The organism is Filimonas zeae (genome assembly GCF_014641615.1).
Lineage (GTDB): Bacteria > Bacteroidota > Bacteroidia > Chitinophagales > Chitinophagaceae > Filimonas > Filimonas zeae.
The window spans coordinates 22,253-44,402 of sequence record NZ_BMIB01000008.1 but is presented as its reverse complement, the minus strand read 5'-3'; the positions used below and the strand labels follow the sequence as shown (position 1 = coordinate 44,402).

19 protein-coding genes are annotated in these 22,150 nt (G+C 46.3%); 16 read left to right on the top strand and 3 right to left on the bottom strand.

Features of this window, described 5'->3' with window-relative positions; genetic code table 11:
- The first annotated feature begins 231 nt into the window (after nt 1-231).
- The 4 genes from IEY13_RS28920 to IEY13_RS28905 all read left to right on the top strand — a co-directional run bounded on the left by IEY13_RS28920 (nt 232) and on the right by IEY13_RS28905 (nt 2,724).
- A complete protein-coding gene (locus IEY13_RS28920) occupies nt 232-1,275 on the top strand; it encodes an HNH endonuclease (protein ID WP_188959145.1) in 1,044 nt (347 codons plus the stop codon).
- A gap of 330 nt (nt 1,276-1,605) precedes the next feature.
- Nucleotides 1,606-1,932 carry a DUF6922 domain-containing protein gene (locus IEY13_RS28915; protein ID WP_188959143.1) on the top strand — a complete coding sequence of 109 codons (327 nt, stop codon included), beginning with the start codon at nt 1,606-1,608 and terminating at the stop codon, nt 1,930-1,932.
- 13 nt (nt 1,933-1,945) lie between these two features.
- Entirely contained in the window at nt 1,946-2,197 is a 252-nt protein-coding gene (locus IEY13_RS28910; RefSeq protein WP_188959141.1) for a nucleotidyl transferase AbiEii/AbiGii toxin family protein, read from the top strand.
- A gap of 119 nt (nt 2,198-2,316) precedes the next feature.
- Nucleotides 2,317-2,724, top strand: a complete 408-nt coding sequence (locus IEY13_RS28905; protein WP_188959138.1) for a hypothetical protein — start codon at nt 2,317-2,319, stop codon at nt 2,722-2,724.
- A 507-nt stretch (nt 2,725-3,231) separates the two neighbouring features.
- Here the strand turns inward: IEY13_RS28905 and IEY13_RS30255 are convergent.
- The 3 genes from IEY13_RS30255 to IEY13_RS28890 all read right to left on the bottom strand — a co-directional run bounded on the left by IEY13_RS30255 (nt 3,232) and on the right by IEY13_RS28890 (nt 5,630).
- Complete coding sequence (locus IEY13_RS30255) at nt 3,232-3,669, bottom strand: hypothetical protein (RefSeq protein ID WP_229688062.1); 438 nt, start codon at nt 3,667-3,669, stop codon at nt 3,232-3,234.
- Between the two features lie 75 nt (nt 3,670-3,744).
- Nucleotides 3,745-3,966: a hypothetical protein gene (locus IEY13_RS28895; RefSeq protein WP_188959136.1), complete on the bottom strand. Its 222-nt coding sequence runs from the start codon at nt 3,964-3,966 to the stop codon at nt 3,745-3,747.
- A gap of 113 nt (nt 3,967-4,079) precedes the next feature.
- On the bottom strand, nt 4,080-5,630 hold the full coding sequence (locus tag IEY13_RS28890) for a hypothetical protein (protein ID WP_188959134.1): 1,551 nt from the start codon (nt 5,628-5,630) through the stop codon (nt 4,080-4,082).
- A 199-nt stretch (nt 5,631-5,829) separates the two neighbouring features.
- On the opposite strand from IEY13_RS28890, the gene IEY13_RS28885 reads away from it, so the two are divergent.
- From IEY13_RS28885 to thrA, 12 genes are all read left to right on the top strand, one after another.
- Entirely contained in the window at nt 5,830-6,999 is a 1,170-nt protein-coding gene (locus IEY13_RS28885; protein ID WP_188959132.1) for a 2-isopropylmalate synthase, read from the top strand.
- 38 nt (nt 7,000-7,037) lie between these two features.
- Entirely contained in the window at nt 7,038-8,435 is a 1,398-nt protein-coding gene (leuC, locus tag IEY13_RS28880; RefSeq protein ID WP_188959130.1) for a 3-isopropylmalate dehydratase large subunit, read from the top strand.
- A 13-nt stretch (nt 8,436-8,448) separates the two neighbouring features.
- Entirely contained in the window at nt 8,449-9,207 is a 759-nt protein-coding gene (locus IEY13_RS28875) for a class I SAM-dependent methyltransferase (protein ID WP_188959128.1), read from the top strand.
- 20 nt (nt 9,208-9,227) lie between these two features.
- A complete protein-coding gene (leuD, locus tag IEY13_RS28870; RefSeq protein ID WP_188959126.1) occupies nt 9,228-9,821 on the top strand; it encodes a 3-isopropylmalate dehydratase small subunit in 594 nt (197 codons plus the stop codon).
- A complete protein-coding gene (locus IEY13_RS28865) occupies nt 9,821-11,311 on the top strand; it encodes an ATP-binding cassette domain-containing protein (protein WP_188959124.1) in 1,491 nt (496 codons plus the stop codon). Before leuD ends, IEY13_RS28865 begins: the two co-directional genes overlap by 1 nt.
- 12 nt (nt 11,312-11,323) lie before the next feature.
- Entirely contained in the window at nt 11,324-12,436 is a 1,113-nt protein-coding gene (gene leuB / locus IEY13_RS28860) for a 3-isopropylmalate dehydrogenase (protein WP_188959123.1), read from the top strand.
- Nucleotides 12,437-12,819: 383 nt separating this feature from the next.
- Entirely contained in the window at nt 12,820-14,523 is a 1,704-nt protein-coding gene (ilvD, locus tag IEY13_RS28855; RefSeq protein WP_188959121.1) for a dihydroxy-acid dehydratase, read from the top strand.
- 44 nt (nt 14,524-14,567) lie between these two features.
- Complete coding sequence (gene ilvB, locus IEY13_RS28850) at nt 14,568-16,325, top strand: biosynthetic-type acetolactate synthase large subunit (RefSeq protein WP_188959119.1); 1,758 nt, start codon at nt 14,568-14,570, stop codon at nt 16,323-16,325.
- Nucleotides 16,326-16,342: 17 nt separating this feature from the next.
- A complete protein-coding gene (gene ilvN, locus IEY13_RS28845) occupies nt 16,343-16,933 on the top strand; it encodes an acetolactate synthase small subunit (RefSeq protein WP_188959117.1) in 591 nt (196 codons plus the stop codon).
- An 89-nt stretch (nt 16,934-17,022) separates the two neighbouring features.
- Nucleotides 17,023-18,075 carry a ketol-acid reductoisomerase gene (gene ilvC, locus IEY13_RS28840; RefSeq protein WP_188959115.1) on the top strand — a complete coding sequence of 351 codons (1,053 nt, stop codon included), beginning with the start codon at nt 17,023-17,025 and terminating at the stop codon, nt 18,073-18,075.
- Nucleotides 18,076-18,147: 72 nt separating this feature from the next.
- Nucleotides 18,148-19,404, top strand: coding sequence for a threonine ammonia-lyase IlvA (gene ilvA / locus IEY13_RS28835; protein WP_188959113.1), 1,257 nt, complete (start codon nt 18,148-18,150; stop codon nt 19,402-19,404).
- A gap of 277 nt (nt 19,405-19,681) precedes the next feature.
- Nucleotides 19,682-22,144 (top strand): bifunctional aspartate kinase/homoserine dehydrogenase I, encoded by a 2,463-nt coding sequence (gene thrA / locus IEY13_RS28830; protein WP_262892000.1) that lies wholly within the window; start codon nt 19,682-19,684, stop codon nt 22,142-22,144.
- The last annotated feature ends 6 nt before the right edge of the window (nt 22,145-22,150 follow it).

The following is a 22,150-nucleotide window of genomic DNA, read 5'->3' as shown; positions in this document are numbered from 1 at the left end:
ATTCAGTCAGTTCATTTGAAATTATTATTTTGGATTGATACCTTTCAGATTAATACTCTCACTGGTCTCGTCAAATAATCCAGCTTTCAATTTTTCCTCCTTCACATCAAATACCTTAATAGTTATTTTCTTACTTTAATGCTTACATGTTGCCTGTACTCCCTTGCAGATGGTGAATCGAAGCGCGGGACGAATATCAGACGATGGTAACAAAGGAGTAAATTTGCGCTCATGAAAATCCTATCTATAGCCAATACCCCCGATGACAACCAGATCATACAAGTGCCGGATATGGCCGATAGCATGGAGGAAGAGCTGGACGAATTTCTCCAAAACTACGACCTAGATTCCCTGGTGACGGAACCAGATGGAAAACCCGGTTTAAAGATCCAGGCTTTGCGCACCTGCCGTTTTTGTGGCAAGAAGAAACCGGAAGTAACTTTCAGAAAGGTGGCGCATACCATACCCCAGCTGATGGGCAACCAGTTTTTGATATCCGATTTTGAGTGCGATGCCTGCAATGAGTTATTCAACAGATATGAGGGTGACCTGACTGCCTTTATGGGACTATCGAGAACGCTTTCGCTTACAAAAGGCAAGCGGGGCGTCCCCGGTTACGGAAAAAAGGAAGATAAGCTCCAGGTAGCCTACGATAAAGAGGTTCATAAAATCAACATTATATTCGATGGGTTGGATAATGAACACTACCAGATTGATGAGCAGCAAAAGACGCTCACGGTACATACGGTAAAACGCCCGTACGTTCCTATCAACGTCTTCCGGATATTCCTGAAAATGGGGTTATGTTATATGGATGCGGGTGCTCTGGCTGAATTAGGGAACATTTTCGGGTTTCTCAGAGATAACAGTAAGGATGCGCAGCTGGTGGGAAATCCTTTATTCAACCTGTATACGCACACATTACCGGGCAAGCTCTCCCACTGCCTTGTATTACGTTTCAAAAGGAAGTTAGACGCAGCCATAGCGCATTGTCCGAAGTACTCCTTTGTGATATACAGTGGCAGTAAAGTCTTCCAGTTTTATATGCCTTTCCACCTAGCAGACCATGCTACTTTCTCCAGCGTTGGGAACGTACATCTGAGTTTTTGCCCTCCTTTTCTGAGTAAGGGAAAATCTGATTTATATGGCGTACCGAGACGAAGAAGATGGGATCAGTCCGTCCACCAGAAGATATCGGGGGAAAACGAAATGATTACGCTCAGATACGACGATATCCGGTTTTATGGTGACGGGGAAACTCCGGATCCGTCCTGATGGCACCTGGTATCCTTGCATCTCGCCCATACGAGAATCCCACCCGTCAGCCCAAGTCAGAACTCCCTCTTCTCCTGTTCTGCCCTCGGTACTCAACCCGTGACTCAACGCTGCCCGCACTGTCAGATGGGGAGATCTTTCGATAGATACTTAATCAGTATCAACGCAATACAAACTCAGTCTCACTATAAAGTAGACGTTGCTATCAGTCTTTTGTTAAGAAATTTCCCTAGTTCAAATCATTGCTTTTATTTGCAGCCAAAACCAGCACATTTACCTCTATTTTGGATGCTTACAACATCTTATACAGAGTTTAATTAAATTCGTATAGTGAAGCAGAGCCTAAATATATCATCCATTTTTCCAGCGCACCTTTTTTGGGATGTGAGAATGGATAAATTGGATGCACAGAGGGATAAGAACTTTATTATACCAAGGGCTTTGTATGCTTCTGATAGTTTAACTTTTAAAGTTGATATTCAGAAACTAGAGAACATTTATACACACAGCGAGATTACTGATGCGCTAAAAAATACCACAGAATTAATCAGCAATGAAGTATGCAGATTAGTTGCAGAACGCTACCACATTGAACTTTTTCAACGTTTTTCTCACGACAATAGGGAACGAAAGCTTGCTGCCCGTCTTAAAAAGTAGCTAGTCAACTATTATGTCTAATATACAAGCTGTCTCAAAAGAACTTCTGGACACTTTGGAAATTTTACAGGCGTTGCCATCTCTATCAACCTTTGCTTTAGCTGGTGGAACCAATCTTGCCTTGCGTTGCAATCATCGCGAATCTGTTGATCTGGATCTTTTCTCAGGAGCGACAGTAGGCTTAGAAGGAATGGAAGCTATAAAGACAGAAATCGCAAGTGCATTCGGAGATCATATAAGGCTAGCGAGGATTGAGAATTTATAAAATGGTGGGCAGTTTTGCTTCTTAAAAGTACTCGTAGCAGTCCGGGAAAAAACTATCAAAGTTGATATTATTCAAAATGTTCCATTACTGGATAATTTGAGATGATAAATAATCTCAGGTTGATAACGGTAAAAGATATAGGACATCTCAAGCTAATGAGCATTTGTGCCCGGAAAGCAAAAAAAGATTTATACGACCTGGATATTATTACAGACAATTTTCATGATTTGGGAACGTTGATGACTTTCCTATCTGAAAGGGAGAAGCGATTTGATAGTGATGAGGCTTGGTGGCTCTTTGATTTGGATGCGCCACAGAGCCCTTCCGAAGATTTTCATTTGCTACTTGCCGCGGAACCTATCAACTATGAACCCGCTCATGGGAGGTTAAATCGCTCAGACGATCTGCTGCTTATCATGGAGCCATATAAAAGTCTCGGTGCCGCCCGTCGTAGCTGGAGGCGTAAAGTATTTAAACTGATGAGGGACAATGGCATTGAACCGCCATCTTTAACTCCGGTTAATTAAGAACTCTAGGGAAAAGTAAACCTGCTGTCCTGTTACAAGCCGTTCATTTCCAATAACCTGCTAAGCTATAGCCGTTTCTCCGCTATCCCTTAGCAGCCTTTCACCCGCACTTCCGGAAAATCCGCCAGCCTTCCTGACCCAATCAGGAAACTTCCCGACGCAATCAGGAAACTTCCCGACTCAATCACGAAGTTTCGCGGCTCATTCAGGAAGCTTCCTGACTCGATCAGGAACCTTCGCGGTTCAATCAGGAAGCTTCCCGACCCAATCAGGAAGTTTCGCGGCTCAATCAGGAAGTTTCGCGGCTCAGTCAGGAAGGTTCCTGACTCAATCAGGAAGCTTCGCGGCTCAGTCAGGAAGGTTCCTGACGCAATCAGGAAGTTTCGCAGCTCAGTCAGGAAGTACTACGAAGAATCCATAAGCACACAAAAAAAGCCCCGAAGGGCTTTCCATTATATAAAGGAGCCATCGCTCCAATTCCACAAGCACGTTGGCATTTCCGCTCAGCTATTGATTATCTCCCAGGCTGTATTCATTATTTTCCTCGTCCTCCTCGCCTATTTCTTCGTTATCGTCGTCGTCTTCGGCGCCGGGTACGTCCAGTTCGTCCTCATTTAGAGGGTCGCCGTCATCATCAACGGCGTCTACTTTGGCATTGCGCACGTCCTGGTCATCATCGCTGCCGGTGCTTTCGGAGGTCTGCTGCAATAATTCCCGCTCAATGGGTGTTACGTCCGCATCGTTGGGCTCTTCGTCCGCGTCCAGTATTCTTCTGCCCTCCTCGTCGCCGGAGGCAGCGGTAACATCGCCCAGGCCATTTAGTGGCGCGGGGCGTACATGCTCCTGACCGGGTATATCTTCCACGTCTGGTAATTCAATAGTGGTCTCTTCCTGTTCCATTGCTTTCTGATCGCGTGGGGAATCTGTCAAATCCTGCCTTGCCATAGTGTTACTGTTTTTGGTGATAAGGTAAAAAAATGTCCCCTCCCACACTACTGGGCGGGAAGGGACCAACAACTACTACTCACAATCACAATCTTTATTATCGTCTTTTTCTTTCTTTTTCTGGGCTGCTTTGGCAGCTAACTGTGTTTGGGTATCGGCGTTATAAGGCGATACAATACCATGTTTGCTGGTGGGGTTGCCACCGCCGGTCATAGGTCCGCCTTTAGCGGCGTCATCTCTTAGCTGATCTGCATTCTCTGTAGCAAATCCGTTGTTATCGGTCTTAGTGTTAGGCATAGTTGTAAGTTTTTCAGGTTCGCTAATACCTAATGGGATAAAAGTATTATGCCACCGCGGAGGGTGGCATACACAAACAGGTAATTGGGGAAGAATATGTACGGTAAGGGGTACTACCCTTTTCCTTTGCGGCCCTGGAGAAACAGATTGCGGCGTACCTGCTGTACGGGCACCTTCTGAATCTTGCTTTCCAGCCAGGAGATAATATCGAGGTACATATATGAACGCGCTTCCAGCGGGCTGCCTTTGCGTTTTTCCAGCTTCTCTTTCAATACTTTAAAGGCGGGGATTACCTTATCGGGCGCCAGGGAGAACGATTTGCGCAGGAAGCGGAAAATTTCCTCTTCCACCACGCTCAGGTTTTTCATCTGGGCCATAAAGCGGTATACCGATTTAATCAGGTACTCCAGCAAATCCCAGTTACCCAGTTCGTAATGGGCAATCAGGTGTAACAGGCGGGCGTAACACTGCAGATCGGTTCGCAGGTCTACCTTTAAATTTATAATACGGTTGAGGAAGTCGATGGCTTTTTCGTTATCGCCACTGCCGAAGTACAAACAGGCTATTTTATAATAAAATACCAGAATACGGTGCCTGTCCAGCTGTATGCGGTATTCCTCCAGCATATCAACCAGCCCTTCCACCAGCTCCAGCCCCTCGCTAAAAGTGCCTTCCAGAAAGTGTTTGTTAATACGCGCCAGGTTCAGGTATACAAAGGTTTGAATGCGTACGTTGGTATTAATATCCGCTATTTCGCTGTTGCCAAATGCTTCAAAATCTTTCAGCGCCTTGTTAAAGCCCTCATAGTTCTCCAGCGAAAAATGGGCGCTCAACAGGTTGTGCATACCTTTAATATATTGTACCGTTTCAATGGCCTTCATTTCCGGCTCGGTATCAAACAGGTTTACCCATTTTTGGGTGTAGCGGTAATACATCAGCAAATCCTGCAATATAAAGCCATACCAGCAGTAGCTCTGGTACAGGTACATTTTGCTGTAAAAACGCAGATCGCCCAGTTGGTGTACGGGCAGGTTGGCTTCAAAAAACAGGTGTACCATGCTCACGTCTTTTTCATCACGCGCATGGCCCATTTTAATATACCAGCTGTATAACTGCAGGCTCAGGTTAGAGAGTTTGTTCTGCAGGCTCAGGCGGGCGTTTACCTCCGCCACCTCGTGCGATAGCTGCTCTGCCCGGTTTTCAATACTGCGGGTAATATGCAGACTTTCAATTTTCTTTTCAAAAATCAGCACCTGCATCAGAAACGTAACCTGGTTGTGTTGCTTGGCCAGCAGTTTAATACGGTCCAGCAGTTTCAGGCTCTGGTGGTACAGTCCTTTATTATAGAGTATACGTGCATAGCTGATCTGCTCGTTCAGCTGCATTTCTATATTATCATCTTTGGTAAAGCGAAGGCTTGTTAGTATTTGTTTGTATAAATGAGCCTTCAGGTTACTCAGCTGTTGTTTTTTAATATCCGGGTATTTCTGTAGCAAAAGCGGCTCATCGTAGGTTTGCATACCGTCCAGCGCATCAAACAAAGTCACCATTTTCAGGTCGTCACTTCCCGCATTTCGCTTCACAAATACCTTAAAATTCCTCTTTTCAGCCTTTTCCAGCGATTTTATCAGTTGAAATAACTCGTCGGTTGACCGGTTAGACATCGTAATAACTATTTTTAAAAATCCTTTGCCAGCTTGCGTTTCAGCGGTTTATGCCCCGCTTATCCTTCGTAGAAACGGTACTATTTTGACTAAAAAGGGCAAATTTCCCATTCTACTTTCACAGAACAGACTGTTTGCAGCAAAATTCGGCAGGCAGCCTAAAAGTAAGCAGTCTGTATTCTTTTTATAACAATTTGCTATGACAAATAACAAAATTCACATTTTCGACACTACGTTGCGCGACGGCGAACAGGTTCCGGGTTGTAAACTGAACACCAAAGAGAAGATAGAACTGGCCTTACAACTGGAGCTGCTGGGCGTTGACGTTATAGAAGCGGGCTTCCCCATTTCCAGCCCCGGCGATTTTGCTTCTGTACAGGAGATTGCCAAAATAGTGAAAAACGCAACCGTTTGTGGTTTAACCCGCGCGGTGCAGAAAGATATTGAAGTAGCAGCGGAGGCGTTGAAGCCTGCCGTTCGTCCACGTATACATACCGGCATTGGCGCTTCCGATATACATATTCAACATAAGTTCAATACTACCCGCGAAGACATTCTGGAGCGTGCGGCCAAAGCCACCAAACTGGCTAAGAACTTTGTAGATGACGTAGAGTTTTTTGCAGAAGACGCCGGCCGTGCCGATATTGAGTTTCTGGCCCGCCTGGTAGAAACCGTTATTGCAGCGGGTGCTACAGTAGTAAACATTCCTGATACCACCGGTTACTGCCTGCCACATCAGTACGGCGAAAAAATTGCGTTCTTATATAATAATGTTCCCAATATTGACAAGGCTATCATTTCCTGCCATTGTCATAACGATTTAGGCCTGGCTACCGCCAACTCCATCGCCGGTGCTATTGCAGGCGCCCGCCAGATTGAGTGTACCATTAACGGTATTGGCGAAAGAGCGGGTAACACCTCGTTGGAAGAAGTGGTAATGATTATCAAACAACACGCCTCTCTGGGTTTACATACCGATATCCGTACTGAGTTGCTGAACCCCATCAGCCAGCTGGTATCCGATACCATGCGCGTGCCTGTGCAGCCTAACAAAGCCATTGTGGGCAGCAACGCGTTTGCACACTCCTCCGGTATTCACCAGGATGGTTTTCTGAAAGAGTCGTTAACTTACGAGATTATCACGCCGGAAGAAGTAGGCGCCAGCGGTTCTAAAATTGTACTCACTGCCCGCAGCGGCCGTAGCGCACTGGCACACCGCTTTCAGAAGATTGGCTTCGACTTCAACCGCAATGATATTGATGTACTGTATCAGCAGTTTTTACAGGTAGCGGATACCAAAAAAGAAGTGGAAGACGCCGATCTGCAGCAACTGGCAAATGCCTATACCCCTGCAGAAGTAAACGCGTAAGCGGTATTGATGATAAATATTACTTTTTTAAGATAGTTATGGCTAAGACATTATTTGATAAGATTTGGGAAAAGCACGTAGTTAAAAACATAGAAGGTGGCCCTTCTGTGTTTTATATAGATAAACATTTTATTCACGAAGTAACCAGTCCGCAGGCTTTTAAAGGACTGGAGAAAAGAGGCATGCAGGTGTTCAGGCCTAAGCAGATTGTTGCTACGCCCGACCATAACGTGCCTACATTGAACCAGCACCTGCCTATTAAAGAAGAACTGAGCCGTATTCAGGTACAAACCCTGAAAGAAAACTGCGAAAAGTTTGGTATTGAAATGTATGGGCTGGGCCATCCTTTCCAGGGCATTGTACACGTAATAGGGCCCGAACTGGGCGTTACCCAGCCGGGTATGACCATGGTATGTGGCGATAGCCACACCTCTACCCACGGCGCTTTCGGTTCCATTGCCTTTGGTATTGGTACCAGCGAGGTGGAAATGGTAATGGCTACCCAGTGCCTGATGCAAAGCAAGCCTAAGCTGATGCGTATTAACGTAGAAGGTACGCTGAACGCGGGCGTGGTATCGAAAGATATTATCCTGTACATTATTGCGCTGATATCGGCCAGTGGTGCTACCGGTTACTTTGTAGAGTTTGCCGGGTCTGCTATACGCAGCCTGAGCATGGAGGCACGTATGACCATTTGTAACATGAGCATTGAAATGGGTGCGCGTGGTGGTATGATTGCTCCCGACGAAGTAACGTTTGAATATATGAAAGGCCGCCTGTTTGCCCCTAAAGGCGAAGAGTGGGAAAAAGCAGTAGCCTACTGGCGTACACTGCCTACCGATGCAGGTGCCAGCTTTGATAAAGAAATTGATATTAAAGCGGAAGATATTGAGCCGATGATTACCTATGGCACTAACCCGGGTATGGGCATTGGTGTTACAGGGCATGTACCGGCGCTGAATGAGATTGACGAGCAGGAAAAACCTTCTTTCGAAAAATCGCTGCACTACATGGGCTTTGAACCAGGTGCGGAAATTAAAGGCAAAAAGGTAGACTACGTATTCATTGGCAGCTGTACCAACAGCCGTATTGAAGATTTACGTATGGTAGCCTCTTTTGTTAAAGGCAAGAAGAAAGCCGATGATGTGGAGGTATGGATTGTACCCGGCAGCAAGCAGGTAGAAAAGCAGGCTATTGAAGAAGGTATTGATAAAATATTTGAAGAAGCCGGCTTTCAGTTAAGACAGCCCGGTTGCAGTGCCTGTTTGGGTATGAACGAAGACAAAATACCGGCAGGTAAATATTGTATCTCTACCAGTAACAGAAACTTCGAAGGCCGCCAGGGTGCAGGTGCCAGAACCTTACTGGCCAGCCCGTTAACCGCCGCAGCCGCAGCAGTAACCGGAGTAGTAACCGACGTTAGAGAACTGATTTAAAAGCAACAGCAATATGCCGGATATTAAATGGAATAGCGAATTGTACGATAACAGCCACAGCTTTGTAAGTGCTTACGGAGAAGATGTGGTGGGCTGGCTGCAACCCAAACAGGGCGAAAGAATATTAGACCTGGGATGCGGTACGGGCCAGCTGGCGCACACTATTTCATTAAACGGCGCTGAGGTAGTGGGCATTGATAAATCGCCCGATATGATCGCCAAAGCACAGGCCGCTTACCCCGAACTGGAGTTTGCTGTAAAAGACGCGGCACACTTTCAGTTTAACCAGCCTTTTGATGCTATTTTCTCTAACGCTACCCTGCATTGGGTAAACGAAAAAGAAAAAGCCGTTGCCTGTATGTACAACAACCTCGCAACCGGTGGCAGGCTGGTACTGGAAATGGGTGGTAAAGGCAATGTGCAAAGCATAGCCAACGCGGTTAGCGCCGCCATGGATGCGGAAGGTTTGGGCGATAAAAAAGCCGCTGCCTTCTGGTACTTTCCTTCGCTGAGCGAGTACACTACCCTGCTGGAAAAGCAAGGCTTTCGTGTAACGGCCGCTATTCATTTTGACCGGCCTACGGAACTGGCGGGGGAAGACGGCATGCTTAACTGGATTAATATGTTTGGCAGCTTTTTCTTTACCCATATTACTGCTGAGCAGGCAGCCACCGTTACCGCTAAAGCAGTGGAACTGTTACGCAGCAATTACTACCGCAACGGCAACTGGGAGGCCGACTATGTACGCCTTCGCATTAAAGCCGTTAAATAACATTGAAAGAACAAGGAATTATGAGCAAAAGCATAAACATAGTAACTTCTACAGCAGTACCGCTGAACATTGAAAATATAGATACCGACCAGATTATACCTGCCCGCTTTTTAAAAGCTACCAGCAGAGATGGTTTTGGTAAAAACCTGTTCCGCGACTGGCGCTATGAGAATGACGATGAAGCACAACCAAAAGCAGATTTCGTTTTAAATAATCCCACCTACTCCGGTCAGATACTGGTAGCCGCTAAAAACTTCGGTTGCGGTAGCAGCCGCGAGCATGCTGCCTGGTCAATTAAAGACGCGGGTTTTGATGTGGTGATCAGCAGCTTTTTTGCCGACATTTTTAAAAACAATGCCCTTAACAACTTCATTTTACCCGTAACGGTAAGTGATGCGTTTCTGGCCCAGATATTCAAAGCCATTGAGGCCGATGCCAAAACCACTTTGGAAGTAAACCTTCCGGAGCAGTTTGTAAAAATCAGCACCACCGGTGAGCAGGAAAGCTTTGATATTAACAGTTATAAAAAAACATGCTTAATCAATGGCTTTGATGATATTGATTACTTAATCAATATGAAAGCAGAAATTGAAGCGTACGAGGCAGCCCGTTAATGATGCAGGAAGCTTTTATAATAGCAAAACAGGTTAGCGTTAAGCACCAGCAACAGCTGGTGCTTAACGCGCTTGGTTTTACCATGCACCGGGGTGAGCATTGGCTGTTAACCGGCGAAGCTGGCAGCGGCAAAACCACCCTGGCAAAAGTATTTGCCGGGCAATGTTTTTATACCGGCGCGCTTACCATTGCTTTTGATAACACTACCGGCAGCACCCACGCCCTGTATGTGCCGCAATGGCACCATTTTACCAACCACGCAGGTATTAAAGATTTCTACTACCAGCAGCGCTACAACAGCTGTGATGCAGAAGATGCTTACACCGTGCTGGAAGATATTCAAAAGAGCTTCCCCACCGCCAGCGAAGCAGCTATTCACATACTGCTGGAGCAGTTTGGCATTGGCCACCGCATACACAGCGTATTGCTGCTATTAAGCAGTGGTGAGCAAAAGAAATTACAGCTGGCAAAAGCTATATTAACCGCTCCGCAGCTGTTGATTCTGGATAATCCTTATATAGGCCTGGATGTGGCTTCGCGCCGCAGGCTGAATGATATACTGGCTACACTGGCGCAGGAAAAAGGTACGCAGCTGGTTATTATCAGCGATGCGGTAGAAATACCTTCCTGTGTTACGCATGTAGCCGTACTGGCCCAACAGCAACTTACCGTTACGCCCAAAGCACAGTTTACGCCCGTAAGCTTTAGCAAAAACACTTTTGTTTTTGACGAAGCCCTGTTGGGTGATGCCCTGTATGCCGCCCCTGCCAATACCCACTTCAGCCAGGCGGTACACATGGAAAACATCAACATCAGCTATGGCGATAAAAAAATATTAGATCAGGTTAACTGGACCATCCGTAAAGGGGAACGCTGGTTATTACAGGGCCATAACGGCGCCGGTAAAACCACGTTGTTAAGTCTGGTTACCGGCGATCATCCACAGGCTTACGCCAATCCCCTTTCGCTGTTTGATAAGCGCAGAGGTACCGGCGAAAGCATCTGGGATATTAAAAAGAAAATAGGCTTTGTATCGCCCGAGTTGCATTGGTACTTTGATGCCACTACCTCCTGTATGGATGTATTGCTCTCCGGCTTTTACGATACCACCGGCTTATACCGCGCCGCTACTGAGGAGCAGAAGCAACAGGCCAATGCCTGGCTGCAATACCTGCAGCTGCAGCCGATAGCCGGCAAACTACTCAGCCATGTATCCGTAGGCCAGCAACGCCTGCTGTTACTGGCAAGAGCATTTATTAAAAACCCGCCGCTGCTGGTACTGGACGAGCCCTTTCAGGGTGTGGACGAGCAGCACGCACAGGCCTTTATTGCACTCATTGATAAATGGATGCAGCACCCGGAAAGAACACTGGTATATGTTACCCACCGTAACGATCAGATGCCGGCATGTATTGAGCACGTATTTAAACTGGAACAGGGCAAACACCAGGTATTGCCCGTAACACATTTACACAAAACAACAGCATAAATAGCAGCAGATATGAAAAAACAAATCGCAGTCATTTTAGGCGATGGAATTGGCCCCGAAGTAACCCAGCAATCTATTAAAGTATTAGATGCGGTAGCCAAACAATATAACCATGAGTTCACTTACGTTTACGGCCTTATGGGTGCGGATGCTATTGACAAAACCGGCAACCCGCTGCCCGATGAAACCTTAAACACCTGCCTTACCAGCGATGCTATTTTATTCGGCGCCATAGGCCACCCCAAATACGATAACGACCCTACCGCCAAAGTACGCCCTGAGCAGGGTTTGCTGAAGCTGCGCAAATCGTTACAGCTGTTTGCTAATATCAGACCTGTTAATACCTATTCTTCTTTACAACACTTATCGCCCCTGAAGGCTAAAAACCTGGAAGGTGTAGACTTTATCATCTACCGCGAATTAACCGGTGGTATCTACTTTGGTAAAAAAGAAACCAGCCCCGACGGCCGTTCTGCTACAGACGACTGTACCTACAGCACGTTTGAAATTGAGCGTATTGCCCACCTGGCTTTTCAGCACGCACAAAAGCGTCGTAAAAAATTAACGCTGGTTGATAAAGCCAACGTACTGGAAACCTCACGCCTGTGGCGCAAAGTGGTACAGAGCATTGCAGGTGACTATGCGGATGTAACCGTAGATTATATGTTTGTGGACAATGCTGCTATGCAGATTATTGTAAACCCTAAACAGTTTGATGTAGTACTTACTGAAAATATGTTTGGCGATATCATCAGCGATGAGGCCAGCGTAATCAGCGGTTCCTTAGGTTTACTGCCTTCTGCTTCTGTGGGTAGCGATGTGGCGTTGTTTGAGCCTATTCACGGTTCTTACCCGCAGGCTGCCGGTAAAGATATTGCCAACCCTATTGGCTCTATCCTGTCTGCCGCTATGCTGCTGGATCATTTTGGAATGAAAGTAGAAGCCGACCTGGTACGCAGTGGTGTGGAGTGGACTTTACAACATGGCTTTGTATCTAAAGACATTGATGCTATTAATTGTTATTCCACTTCTGTAATTGGTGATCTGATCAGGGATTTTGTTGAAAACAAACTGCCACCAGATATCAACAGCAACATTGCATTAAGCAAGTCTACAATTATATAAATAATTATTAATGGTTGGCTGCTAACCGCAGCCAACCATTGCAACCAACACTAACAGTAGTTCATATTTCACTTCGATTGTCGGCATTCCTCTCCCGCTCTTTTATTAACGGCACATGATTGCCGATTATCGAAAAAAGTTCTTTGTTTTTAAAAAGGCAGTTTGTACATTTGATTCAAATTACAAACGCCTTAATGTTCTCAGGAAAAATTCATAATGTCATTACCAGCGTCGCAATCATTATTGTGGTGGTAGTCATTATTATTATTCCTGCGCTGCATGGAGGTGGAATTCACGTATAAAAAAGAAACTGAAAATACGAAGCCCGCCTCCAAAAGAGGCGGGCTTTTTTTATTTCCACTAACGATAGATTATAGTATACAATGAGCACTCAAACAAACGACCAGGCACTTAACAAATACTCACGTACGCTTACGCAGGACCCTACACAGCCTGCTGCACAGGCCATGTATTATGGCATTGGTTTTAAAGATGAGGATTTTAATAAAGCGCAGGTGGGCATTGCCAGCATGGGCTACGATGGCAACGGTTGTAACATGCACCTGAACGATCTGGCTGCGCTGGTAAAAAAAGGCGTGAACGCTACAGATGACCTGGTAGGTTTGGTATTTAACACCATTGGTGTGAGTGACGGTATGAGCAACGGTACCGATGGTATGCGTTACAGCCTCGTTAGCCGCGATATTATTGCAGACTCTATTGAAGCCGTTTGTGGCGGACAATATTATGATGGCCTGATTGCCGTACCCGGTTGTGATAAAAACATGCCCGGCAGCCTGATTGCCATGGGCCGTTTAAACCGCCCGGCGTTAATGGTATACGGTGGTAGCATTGCCCCCGGCCATTACAAAGGAGAAGACCTGAACATTGTATCGGCCTTTGAAGCACTGGGTAAAAAACTGGCTGGCCAGTTAGATGAAGCCGACTTTAAAGGTATTATTAAACATAGCTGCCCTGGCGCCGGTGCCTGTGGCGGTATGTATACAGCCAACACCATGTCCGTAGCTATTGAAGCACTGGGCATGAGCCTGCCTTACAGCTCCAGCAACCCCGCACTGAGCGAAGAGAAAAAACAGGAGTGTCTTTCTGCCGGTAAAGCCATTCGCTTACTGCTGGAAAAAGATATCAAACCCAAAGATATCATGACACGCAAGGCATTTGAAAATGCAGTAGTAACCATTATAGTACTGGGTGGCAGCACCAACGCCGTACTGCACATGATTGCTATGGCAAGAGCAGTAGACGTGGAGTTTACGCAAGACGATATTCAAACCATCAGCGATAGAATACCTGTACTGGCAGACTTTAAACCCAGCGGTAAATACCTGATGGAAGACCTGCACAACCAGGGTGGCCTACCGCCTGTTATGAAGTACCTGTTAAGCAAAGGCCTGTTACATGGCGATTGTTTAACCGTTACCGGTAAAACACTGGCAGAAAACCTGGCGGCAGTACCAGACCTGATTATAGAAGAACAAAAAATTATAGCGCCGTTAGAGCAGCCATTAAAAGCCAGCGGTCACCTGCAGATACTGTACGGCAACCTGGCCCTGGATGGCAGCGTAGCAAAAATTAGCGGTAAAGAAGGCGAACGCTTTGAAGGCCCTGCACGGGTGTTTGATGGCGAAAAAGAACTGATTGCCGGTATTTCCAGCGGCCGCGTAAAAGCTGGTGACGTAGTGGTTATCCGTTACGTAGGCCCTAAAGGTGGCCCCGGTATGCCGGAAATGCTGAAACCTACTTCTGCTATTATTGGTGCAGGCTTAGGCAAATCAGTAGCGCTGATTACCGACGGACGTTTCAGCGGTGGTACCCACGGTTTTGTGGTAGGCCACATTACCCCTGAAGCGCATGATGGCGGTAACATAGCACTGGTACATGATGATGATGTAATAGTGATAGATGCTGTAAACAATACCATTAACGTACAGGTAAGTGACGAAGTGCTGGCACAACGTAAAGCCGCATGGCAGCAGCCTGCGTTAAAAGCCACCAAAGGCGTGTTGTACAAATACATTAAAAGTGTACGCCCCGCCAACGAAGGTTGCGTTACCGACGAACAATAACCATAACCTACACATATACCTGATAAAACCACAAATTCCGAGTTATGAGCACTCTTGATATAGTAAACCCCAAAGAAGCCGTGGCCGCCGCCATACCAGCTACCACCAACAACACGGTACTCAGTGGTTCTGAGGCGGTACTGGAAGCCTTTATTGCAGAAGGCGTACACACTTTCTTCGGTTATCCCGGTGGCGCTATCATGCCTATTTATGATGCGCTGTACGATTACCGCGATAAACTCAATCACATCCTGGTTCGTCACGAACAGGGTGGCATTCACGCCGCACAGGGCTTTGCCCGTACTTCCGGTGAGGTGGGTGTGGTATTCGCTACCAGCGGCCCGGGTGCTACCAACCTGGTTACCGGCCTGGCCGATGCTATGATAGACAGTAATCCGCTCGTATGTATAACCGGTCAGGTGTTTGCTCACCTGTTAGGCACCGATGCCTTCCAGGAAACAGATGTAATTAACATTACCACGCCTGTTACCAAATGGAACTACCAGGTAACAGACGCTACAGAAATACCGGCAGTACTGGCCAAAGCATTCTATATTGCCCGTACCGGCCGCCCTGGTCCTGTACTGATTGATATTACCAAAAACGCACAGATACAGAAATTCGATTACGAAGGGTATACCCCTTGCAACCATATCCGCAGCTATCGCCCTTACCCCAAAGTTCGTAAGGAGTATGTAGAGCAGGCAGCGGCTTTAATCAACGAAGCCAAACGCCCGTTTGTACTGTTTGGTCAGGGTGTTATATTGGGTAAGGCCGAAGCAGAATTTAAAGCCTTTATAGAAAAAGCAGGTATTCCTTCTGCCTGGACTATCATGGGCCTGAGCGCACTGCCTACCGACCATCCGCTGAACGTAGGTATGCTGGGTATGCACGGCAACTATGGCCCTAACGTACTCACCAACGAGTGTGATGTGTTAATTGCCATAGGTATGCGTTTTGATGACCGCGTAACCGGCCGTTTAGATAAATATGCCAAGCAGTGTAAAATTATTCACCTGGACATAGACCCGGCTGAGATAGACAAAAACATTAAAGCCGATGTACCGGTGTGGGGCGACTGTAAAGAAACCCTGCCCCTGTTAACCCAGCTGGTAAACAAAGGCAACCACAAAGAGTGGTTACAGCGTTTCCGCGATATGCAACAGCAGGAAGTGGAAGCCGTTATACACGACGAGTTAAACCCTACTTCGGAAGTACTGACCATGGGTGAGGTATTGAAAGTGTTAAACGAACTTACCGGCGGCGATGCAGTAATTGTAACAGACGTAGGCCAGCACCAGATGATAGCCTGCCGTTATGCCAAATTTAACCAGAGCAAAAGCAATGTTACTTCCGGCGGCTTAGGTACTATGGGCTTTGCCTTACCGGCAGCCGTAGGTGCTAAATTCGGCGCCCCGGAAAGAACAGTAGTAGCTATTGCCGGCGATGGTGGTATACAAATGACTATACAGGAATTAGGAACCATCATGCAGTTTAATGTAGGTGTTAAACTGATTATACTCAACAACCAGTTCCTGGGCATGGTACGCCAGTGGCAGCAGCTGTTCAACGACAAACGTTATTCTTTTGTAGATATTACCAGCCCCGATTTTATTGCAGTGGCCAAAGGTTACCATATAGAAGGACAGCGTGTTGATGCCAGAGAAAACCTGCGCACTGCCCTGAAAACAATGCTGGACCATGATGGTGCGTATGTACTGGAAATTATGGTAGGCAAAGAAAACAACGTATTCCCCATGGTACCACAGGGTTGTGGTGTAAGTGAAATCAGGCTTAAATAACCAACAACAACATCGTCATGCAGAAACAAGAATATACCATTACCGTTTATACCGAAAACCAGGTGGGTTTGCTTAACCGCATCGCCATCATGTTTTCCCGCCGTAAAATCAACATCGAGAGCTTAAACACCTCTCCCTCTGAAATAGACGGCATTCACCGTTTTACCATTGTGGTAAACGAAACAGAAGACGTGCTGCGTAAACTGGTTCGCCAGATTGAAAAGCAGGTGGACATTTTAAAAGCAGAGTTTTCTACCAACGAAGAAGTGATTTATCAGGAGCTGGCGCTGTACAAAGTGCCCACCCCGGTAATTGCTGAAAAAGCCAAGGTAGAAAGGCTGCTGAGAGAATACGGTGCGCGTGCGGTAGTAATACGTATGGACTATACCGTATTTGAAACCTCCGGCCACCGCGAAGAGATCAATAAACTGCTGGCAGCGTTGGAACCATACGGCCTGATGGAGTTTGTAAGAAGTGGCCGTGTAGCGATTATTAAAGCCAGCACCGGTTTCCACGACAAACTGAAAGAGTTTGAACAAAGAGAACGCAGTGAAGAGGTTGCTGAGAACGAGTATCTGGGTCAGCAGGAGAAAGTGTTTACGATGTAGATTTTAAGTCAAAAGGCAAAAGTAGAAATTCAAAAAAAAGAATAGACTGGTAAGTCGAAATTCACAATTCAAAATAAACAAACAAAACCATGGCAAAATTAAACTTTGGGGGAGTGGAAGAAAATGTTGTGACTCGTGAAGAGTTCCCACTTTCCAAGGCGCAGGAAGTACTGAAGAACGAAACCGTAGCCGTGATCGGTTACGGAGTACAAGGCCCCGGCCAGGCTTTAAACCAGCGCGACAATGGTATTAAAGTGATTGTTGGCCAGAGAAAGAATTCCAAAACCTGGGATAAAGCCGTTGCAGATGGTTTTGTACCTGGTGAAACCTTATTTGAAATTGAAGAGGCATTACAGCGCGGTACCATCATTTGCTACCTGCTGAGCGATGCTGCACAAATAGAATTATGGCCTACCGTTCAGAAACATCTGACTCCTGGTAAAGCCCTGTATTTCTCTCATGGCTTTGGTATCACCTTTAACGAGCAAACAGGCATCGTTCCTCCTAAAGATGTGGACGTGTTCCTGGTAGCGCCTAAAGGTTCCGGTACTTCTTTAAGAAGAATGTTCCTGCAGGGCCGTGGCTTAAACTCAAGCTACGCTATATTCCAGGATGCTACCGGTAAAGCAAAAGAAAGAGTAGTTGCATTAGGTATTGCGGTAGGTAGCGGTTACCTGTTTGAAACTGACTTCAAAAAAGAAGTATTCAGCGACTTAACTGGTGAAAGAGGTACCCTGATGGGTGCTATCCAGGGCATCTTCGCCGCTCAGTACGAAGTACTGCGCAGCAAAGGCCACTCACCTTCTGAAGCTTTCAACGAAACAGTAGAAGAACTGACCCAATCGTTAATGCCACTGGTGGCTGAAAACGGTATGGATTGGATGTACGCCAACTGTTCAACTACCGCTCAGCGTGGTGCGCTGGATTGGTGGAAGAAGTTTAAAGATGCTACACAGCCTGTATTTGCAGAGCTGTACGATAGCGTTGCTACCGGTAAAGAATCTCAGCGTTCTATCGACTCTAACAGTAAAGCTGACTACCGCGTGAAGCTGGAAGCAGAACTGGCTGAACTGCGCGACAGCGAAATGTGGCAGGCTGGTAAAACTGTAAGAAGCCTGAGACCAGAGAATCAAAAAGGATAATACAGTATAAAGCAAACGTGAGGCTATCGGTTGCCTCACGTTTCTTTTTTTAAGACGAACAGACCCGTTTATATGAGTACCAGCACAACACAAGACACATTGAACTATAAGGCAGCAGCCGAACGGCTGAAAAAAGTGGTGATAAGAACGCCGCTTACGTACAGCCATTCTCTTTCACGGCAATACCAGTGTCATGTATACCTGAAAAGGGAAGACCTGCAGGTGGTACGCTCGTACAAACTGCGTGGCGCGTATAATATGATGAGTACACTGCCCGCTGAAAAATTACAGCATGGTGTAGTATGCGCCAGCGCGGGTAACCATGCGCAGGGCTTTGCTTATTCCTGCAAACAACTGAATGTAAAAGGCGTGGTGTTTATGCCCATCATCACCCCCAAACAAAAGGTGAATCAAACCCGCATGTTTGGTGAGGATATGATTGAGATAAAACTGGTAGGTGACACGTTTGATGACTGTGCTATTGCTGCCAAGCAATACACCGAGCAGAACAACATGACGTTTATACCTCCGTTTGATGATATCCGTATTATTGAAGGGCAGGCTACGGTGGCAGTAGAAATACTGGAAGAACTAACTACTCCTGTTGATTACATATTTGTTCCTATTGGTGGTGGTGGACTGGCTTCCGGCGTAGGCAGTTATTTTAAAGAATTTTCTCCCGCTACTAAAACCGTTGGTGTGGAACCCGAAGGTGCTCCGTCTATGACAGCAGCGCTGAAAGAAGGTAGTCCCATTACGCTTGGTAGCATTGACCGTTTTGTAGATGGCGCTGCTGTTAAACGTATTGGCGATACCACTTTTGCCATCTGCAAAGAAGTACTGGCCGATATGCAAACGGTAGCCGAAGGCAAAGTATGTTCAACCATATTAAAACTGTACAACGAAAACGCGATAGTAGTAGAACCGGCCGGCGCTTTATCTATAGCCGTACTGGACCAGTATGCAGATAACATAAAAGGCAAAACTGTAGTATGTGTTGTTAGCGGAAGCAACAACGATATTGACCGTATGCCGGAGATTAAAGAACGATCACTGCAATACGAAGGCTTAAAGCATTATTTTCTGGTACGCTTTGCACAACGCCCCGGCGCTTTAAAAGAGTTTGTAAACAATGTATTAGGGCCTAATGATGATATTACCCGCTTTGAATACATGCAAAAAACCAATAAAGAAACAGGGCCTGCACTGGTAGGTGTGGAATTGCAGCAAAGAAATGATTACCAGCGCCTGTTACTGAAAATGCAGGAGTACCGTATTGATTATACCGAGCTGAACAAGAACGACAACCTGTTTGGTTACCTGGTGTAAATACTCCATTAATTTATAAGACTAACGATTGTTATATGAAACTACCTGCTTAAATTGCTGCTACTTATCTGAATGATAGCAAATAATTCAAATATTACCTCTTCTACCACTGTTATAGCTAACACTATAACAGCTGCTGCTATCATTATTTCCACCATCATTACTATTATTATTACAACCCGTTAAGGGTTGTACATTTCCATATCACCTCCGGGGCGCTCAGGCGCTGCTTCTCTTAAAAAAGGGAACGTTTTTATACATGACCTAATCTAAAGCCATTACCACAACTCAAAACAATATGCGAGTCCTCAAATTCGGTGGAACTTCGGTTGCCAATGCTGATAACATAAAAAAAGTAATAAACATACTGGAGCAGTATAGCCAGGATAAAACAGTAGTAGTTATTTCCGCGCTGGGCGGTGTTACCGATCTTTTAATTAAAACAGGTACCCTGGCAGCCAACAAAGATGAAGCCTATAAAGAGGTTTTATCTGAACTGGAAAAAAGACATCTGGATACGGTGAAAGCTTTATTACCCGTTACACAGCAAAGCAGCTGCCTCAGCAAAGTAAAACAGCAGTTTAACGAGCTGGATGAAATTTGCGAAGGCGTATACCGCCTCAACGAATTATCGCCCCGTACCAGAGACCGCATCATCAGCTTTGGGGAGTTACTGAGTTCGCAGATAGTAGCAGATTACTATGCAGCCACCAACCAGCCCTGCGAATGGCTGGATGTGCGTAAACTGATACGCACCAATAACAATTTCGGCTTTGCAGCAGTAGACTTTGACGTAACCAATCAGCTGATTGCCGATAAGGTAAATGCCTCCACCACCAAACTGTTTGCAGCGCCCGGCTTTGTAGCCGCCAATGCAGATGGGCATACCACTACCCTGGGCCGTGGTGGTTCTGATTATACCGCTGCTATTTTCGCCGGCGCCTTACAGGCAGAAGCGCTGGAAATATGGACGGATGTAAATGGTATGATGACGGCTGATCCGCGCTGGGTACCCAACGCAAAAAACATTGCCGAAATATCTTACCAGGAAGCCATGGAGCTTTCGCATTTTGGCGCCAAGGTCATCTACCCTCCTACCATTCAGCCGGTAATGGCCCGGCAGATACCGGTATGGGTTAAAAACACATTTGCCCCGCAGGAATATGGAACTTTAATACGCAATACCCCCAGTGTAGAGGGAGAGTTTATACGTGGTATCAGCAGCATGAACAACATTGCCCTGCTGAGCCTGGAAGGCAGTGGCATGATAGGCATACCCGGTTTTTCCAAGCGCCTGTTTGAGGCATTGGCCAAAGAAGAAATCAATGTTATCCTCATTACCCAGAGTTCTTCTGAACATGCCATTTGCGTGGCCATTAACCTTGCCGATGTAGAAAAGGCAGTAAAAGCAGTAGACCTGGCGTTTGAGCCCGAAATAAAAGCCGGTAAGGTAGACGCCCTGAAAGTAGAGCGCAACCTGAGCATTATAGCACTGGTGGGCGATCAGATGAAGAGCCACCCCGGCATCAGCGGTAAAATGTTTGGTGTACTGGGCCGCAACGGTATTAACGTACGCGCCATTGCACAGGGTTCTTCTGAAAGAAACATCAGTGCCGTTATCTCTTTCAACGATGCTAAAAAGGCAGTCACGGTATTACACGAAGCCTTTTTTGAATTTGAATACAAAAACCTGAACGTAGCCATTACCGGCGTAGGTAATGTAGGTGGTAAACTGTTAGACCAGCTGGCGCAACAGCAAGCCTACCTGCAACAGCACCTGAAACTGAAAGTAAAAGTAGTAGCCCTTGCCAACAGCCGCAAAATGCTGCTGAAGGAAGAAGGCATAGCACTGGACAACTGGAAGCAGGAACTGGACAACAGCGCCGATATGCAGCTGGATGAGTTTGTTGCCGGCGTAGTAGCCAGAAACCTGCCCAACACCGTATTTGTAGATGTTACTGCCAATGCAGACGTAGCACAGATATACGGCAAGCTGTTATCGAAGAGCATTTCTGTAGTAGCCTGTAACAAAATAGCCTGTTCATCGCCCTACAACTACTACCAGCAGTTAAAATCGCTTGCAGCGGCTTATAACGCCCTGTTCCTGTTCGAAACCAATGTAGGTGCAGGCCTGCCGGTAATAGGCACCTTAAACGACCTGTTACGCAGCGGTGACCGCATTAACAGAATGCAGGCAGTACTGTCTGGCACCCTCAACTTCGTTTTCAACAATTACGATGGTACCCGCCCGTTTGCAGAAGTGGTACGTCAGGCACAGGCAGAAGGGTATACAGAACCCGATCCACGTTTAGACCTGGGTGGTACTGATGTTATGCGTAAGATTATGATACTGGCGCGGGAAGCCGGTGAGCAGCTGGAAATGGATGATATATCCAACACCCAATTCCTGCCCGCCTCCTGCTTTGATGGCTCTGTAGAAGACTTTTATCAGGAAATGGGTAAGCAGGAAGCACACTTTCAAAAGCTGTATAAAGAAGCCGCTGACAAAGGCTGTAAGCTGAAATTCGTAGCCACTTTCGAAAACGGTAAGGCTTCTGTTGGCCTGCAGCATATACCACCTGCTTCAGACTTCTATCACCTGTATGGTAAAGACAATATCGTGTTATTTTATACCCAGCGTTACCCTGAGCAACCATTGGTGGTAAAAGGTGCTGGTGCCGGTGCAGATGTAACTGCATCAGGTGTATTTGCCGATATTATAAGAACCGCGAGAGTGTAATTTTCA

Excerpts from the sequence above, each read along its gene's own strand:
- ilvB (WP_188959119.1), top strand. The coding sequence starts at position 14,568 with ATGAGCACTCTTGATATAGTAAACCCCAAAGAAGCCGTGGCCGCCGCC.
- IEY13_RS28875 (WP_188959128.1), top strand. The coding sequence starts at position 8,449 with ATGCCGGATATTAAATGGAATAGCGAATTGTACGATAACAGCCACAGC.
- ilvN (WP_188959117.1), top strand. The coding sequence starts at position 16,343 with ATGCAGAAACAAGAATATACCATTACCGTTTATACCGAAAACCAGGTG.
- ilvC (WP_188959115.1), top strand. The coding sequence starts at position 17,023 with ATGGCAAAATTAAACTTTGGGGGAGTGGAAGAAAATGTTGTGACTCGT.
- IEY13_RS28890 (WP_188959134.1), bottom strand. The coding sequence starts at position 5,630 with ATGTCTAACCGGTCAACCGACGAGTTATTTCAACTGATAAAATCGCTG.
- leuD (WP_188959126.1), top strand. The coding sequence starts at position 9,228 with ATGAGCAAAAGCATAAACATAGTAACTTCTACAGCAGTACCGCTGAAC.
- leuB (WP_188959123.1), top strand. The coding sequence starts at position 11,324 with ATGAAAAAACAAATCGCAGTCATTTTAGGCGATGGAATTGGCCCCGAA.
- ilvA (WP_188959113.1), top strand. The coding sequence starts at position 18,148 with ATGAGTACCAGCACAACACAAGACACATTGAACTATAAGGCAGCAGCC.
- IEY13_RS30255 (WP_229688062.1), bottom strand. The coding sequence starts at position 3,669 with ATGGCAAGGCAGGATTTGACAGATTCCCCACGCGATCAGAAAGCAATG.
- ilvD (WP_188959121.1), top strand. The coding sequence starts at position 12,820 with ATGAGCACTCAAACAAACGACCAGGCACTTAACAAATACTCACGTACG.
- leuC (WP_188959130.1), top strand. The coding sequence starts at position 7,038 with ATGGCTAAGACATTATTTGATAAGATTTGGGAAAAGCACGTAGTTAAA.
- IEY13_RS28910 (WP_188959141.1), top strand. The coding sequence starts at position 1,946 with ATGTCTAATATACAAGCTGTCTCAAAAGAACTTCTGGACACTTTGGAA.
- IEY13_RS28920 (WP_188959145.1), top strand. The coding sequence starts at position 232 with ATGAAAATCCTATCTATAGCCAATACCCCCGATGACAACCAGATCATA.
- IEY13_RS28885 (WP_188959132.1), top strand. The coding sequence starts at position 5,830 with ATGACAAATAACAAAATTCACATTTTCGACACTACGTTGCGCGACGGC.
- IEY13_RS28895 (WP_188959136.1), bottom strand. The coding sequence starts at position 3,966 with ATGCCTAACACTAAGACCGATAACAACGGATTTGCTACAGAGAATGCA.
- IEY13_RS28865 (WP_188959124.1), top strand. The coding sequence starts at position 9,821 with ATGATGCAGGAAGCTTTTATAATAGCAAAACAGGTTAGCGTTAAGCAC.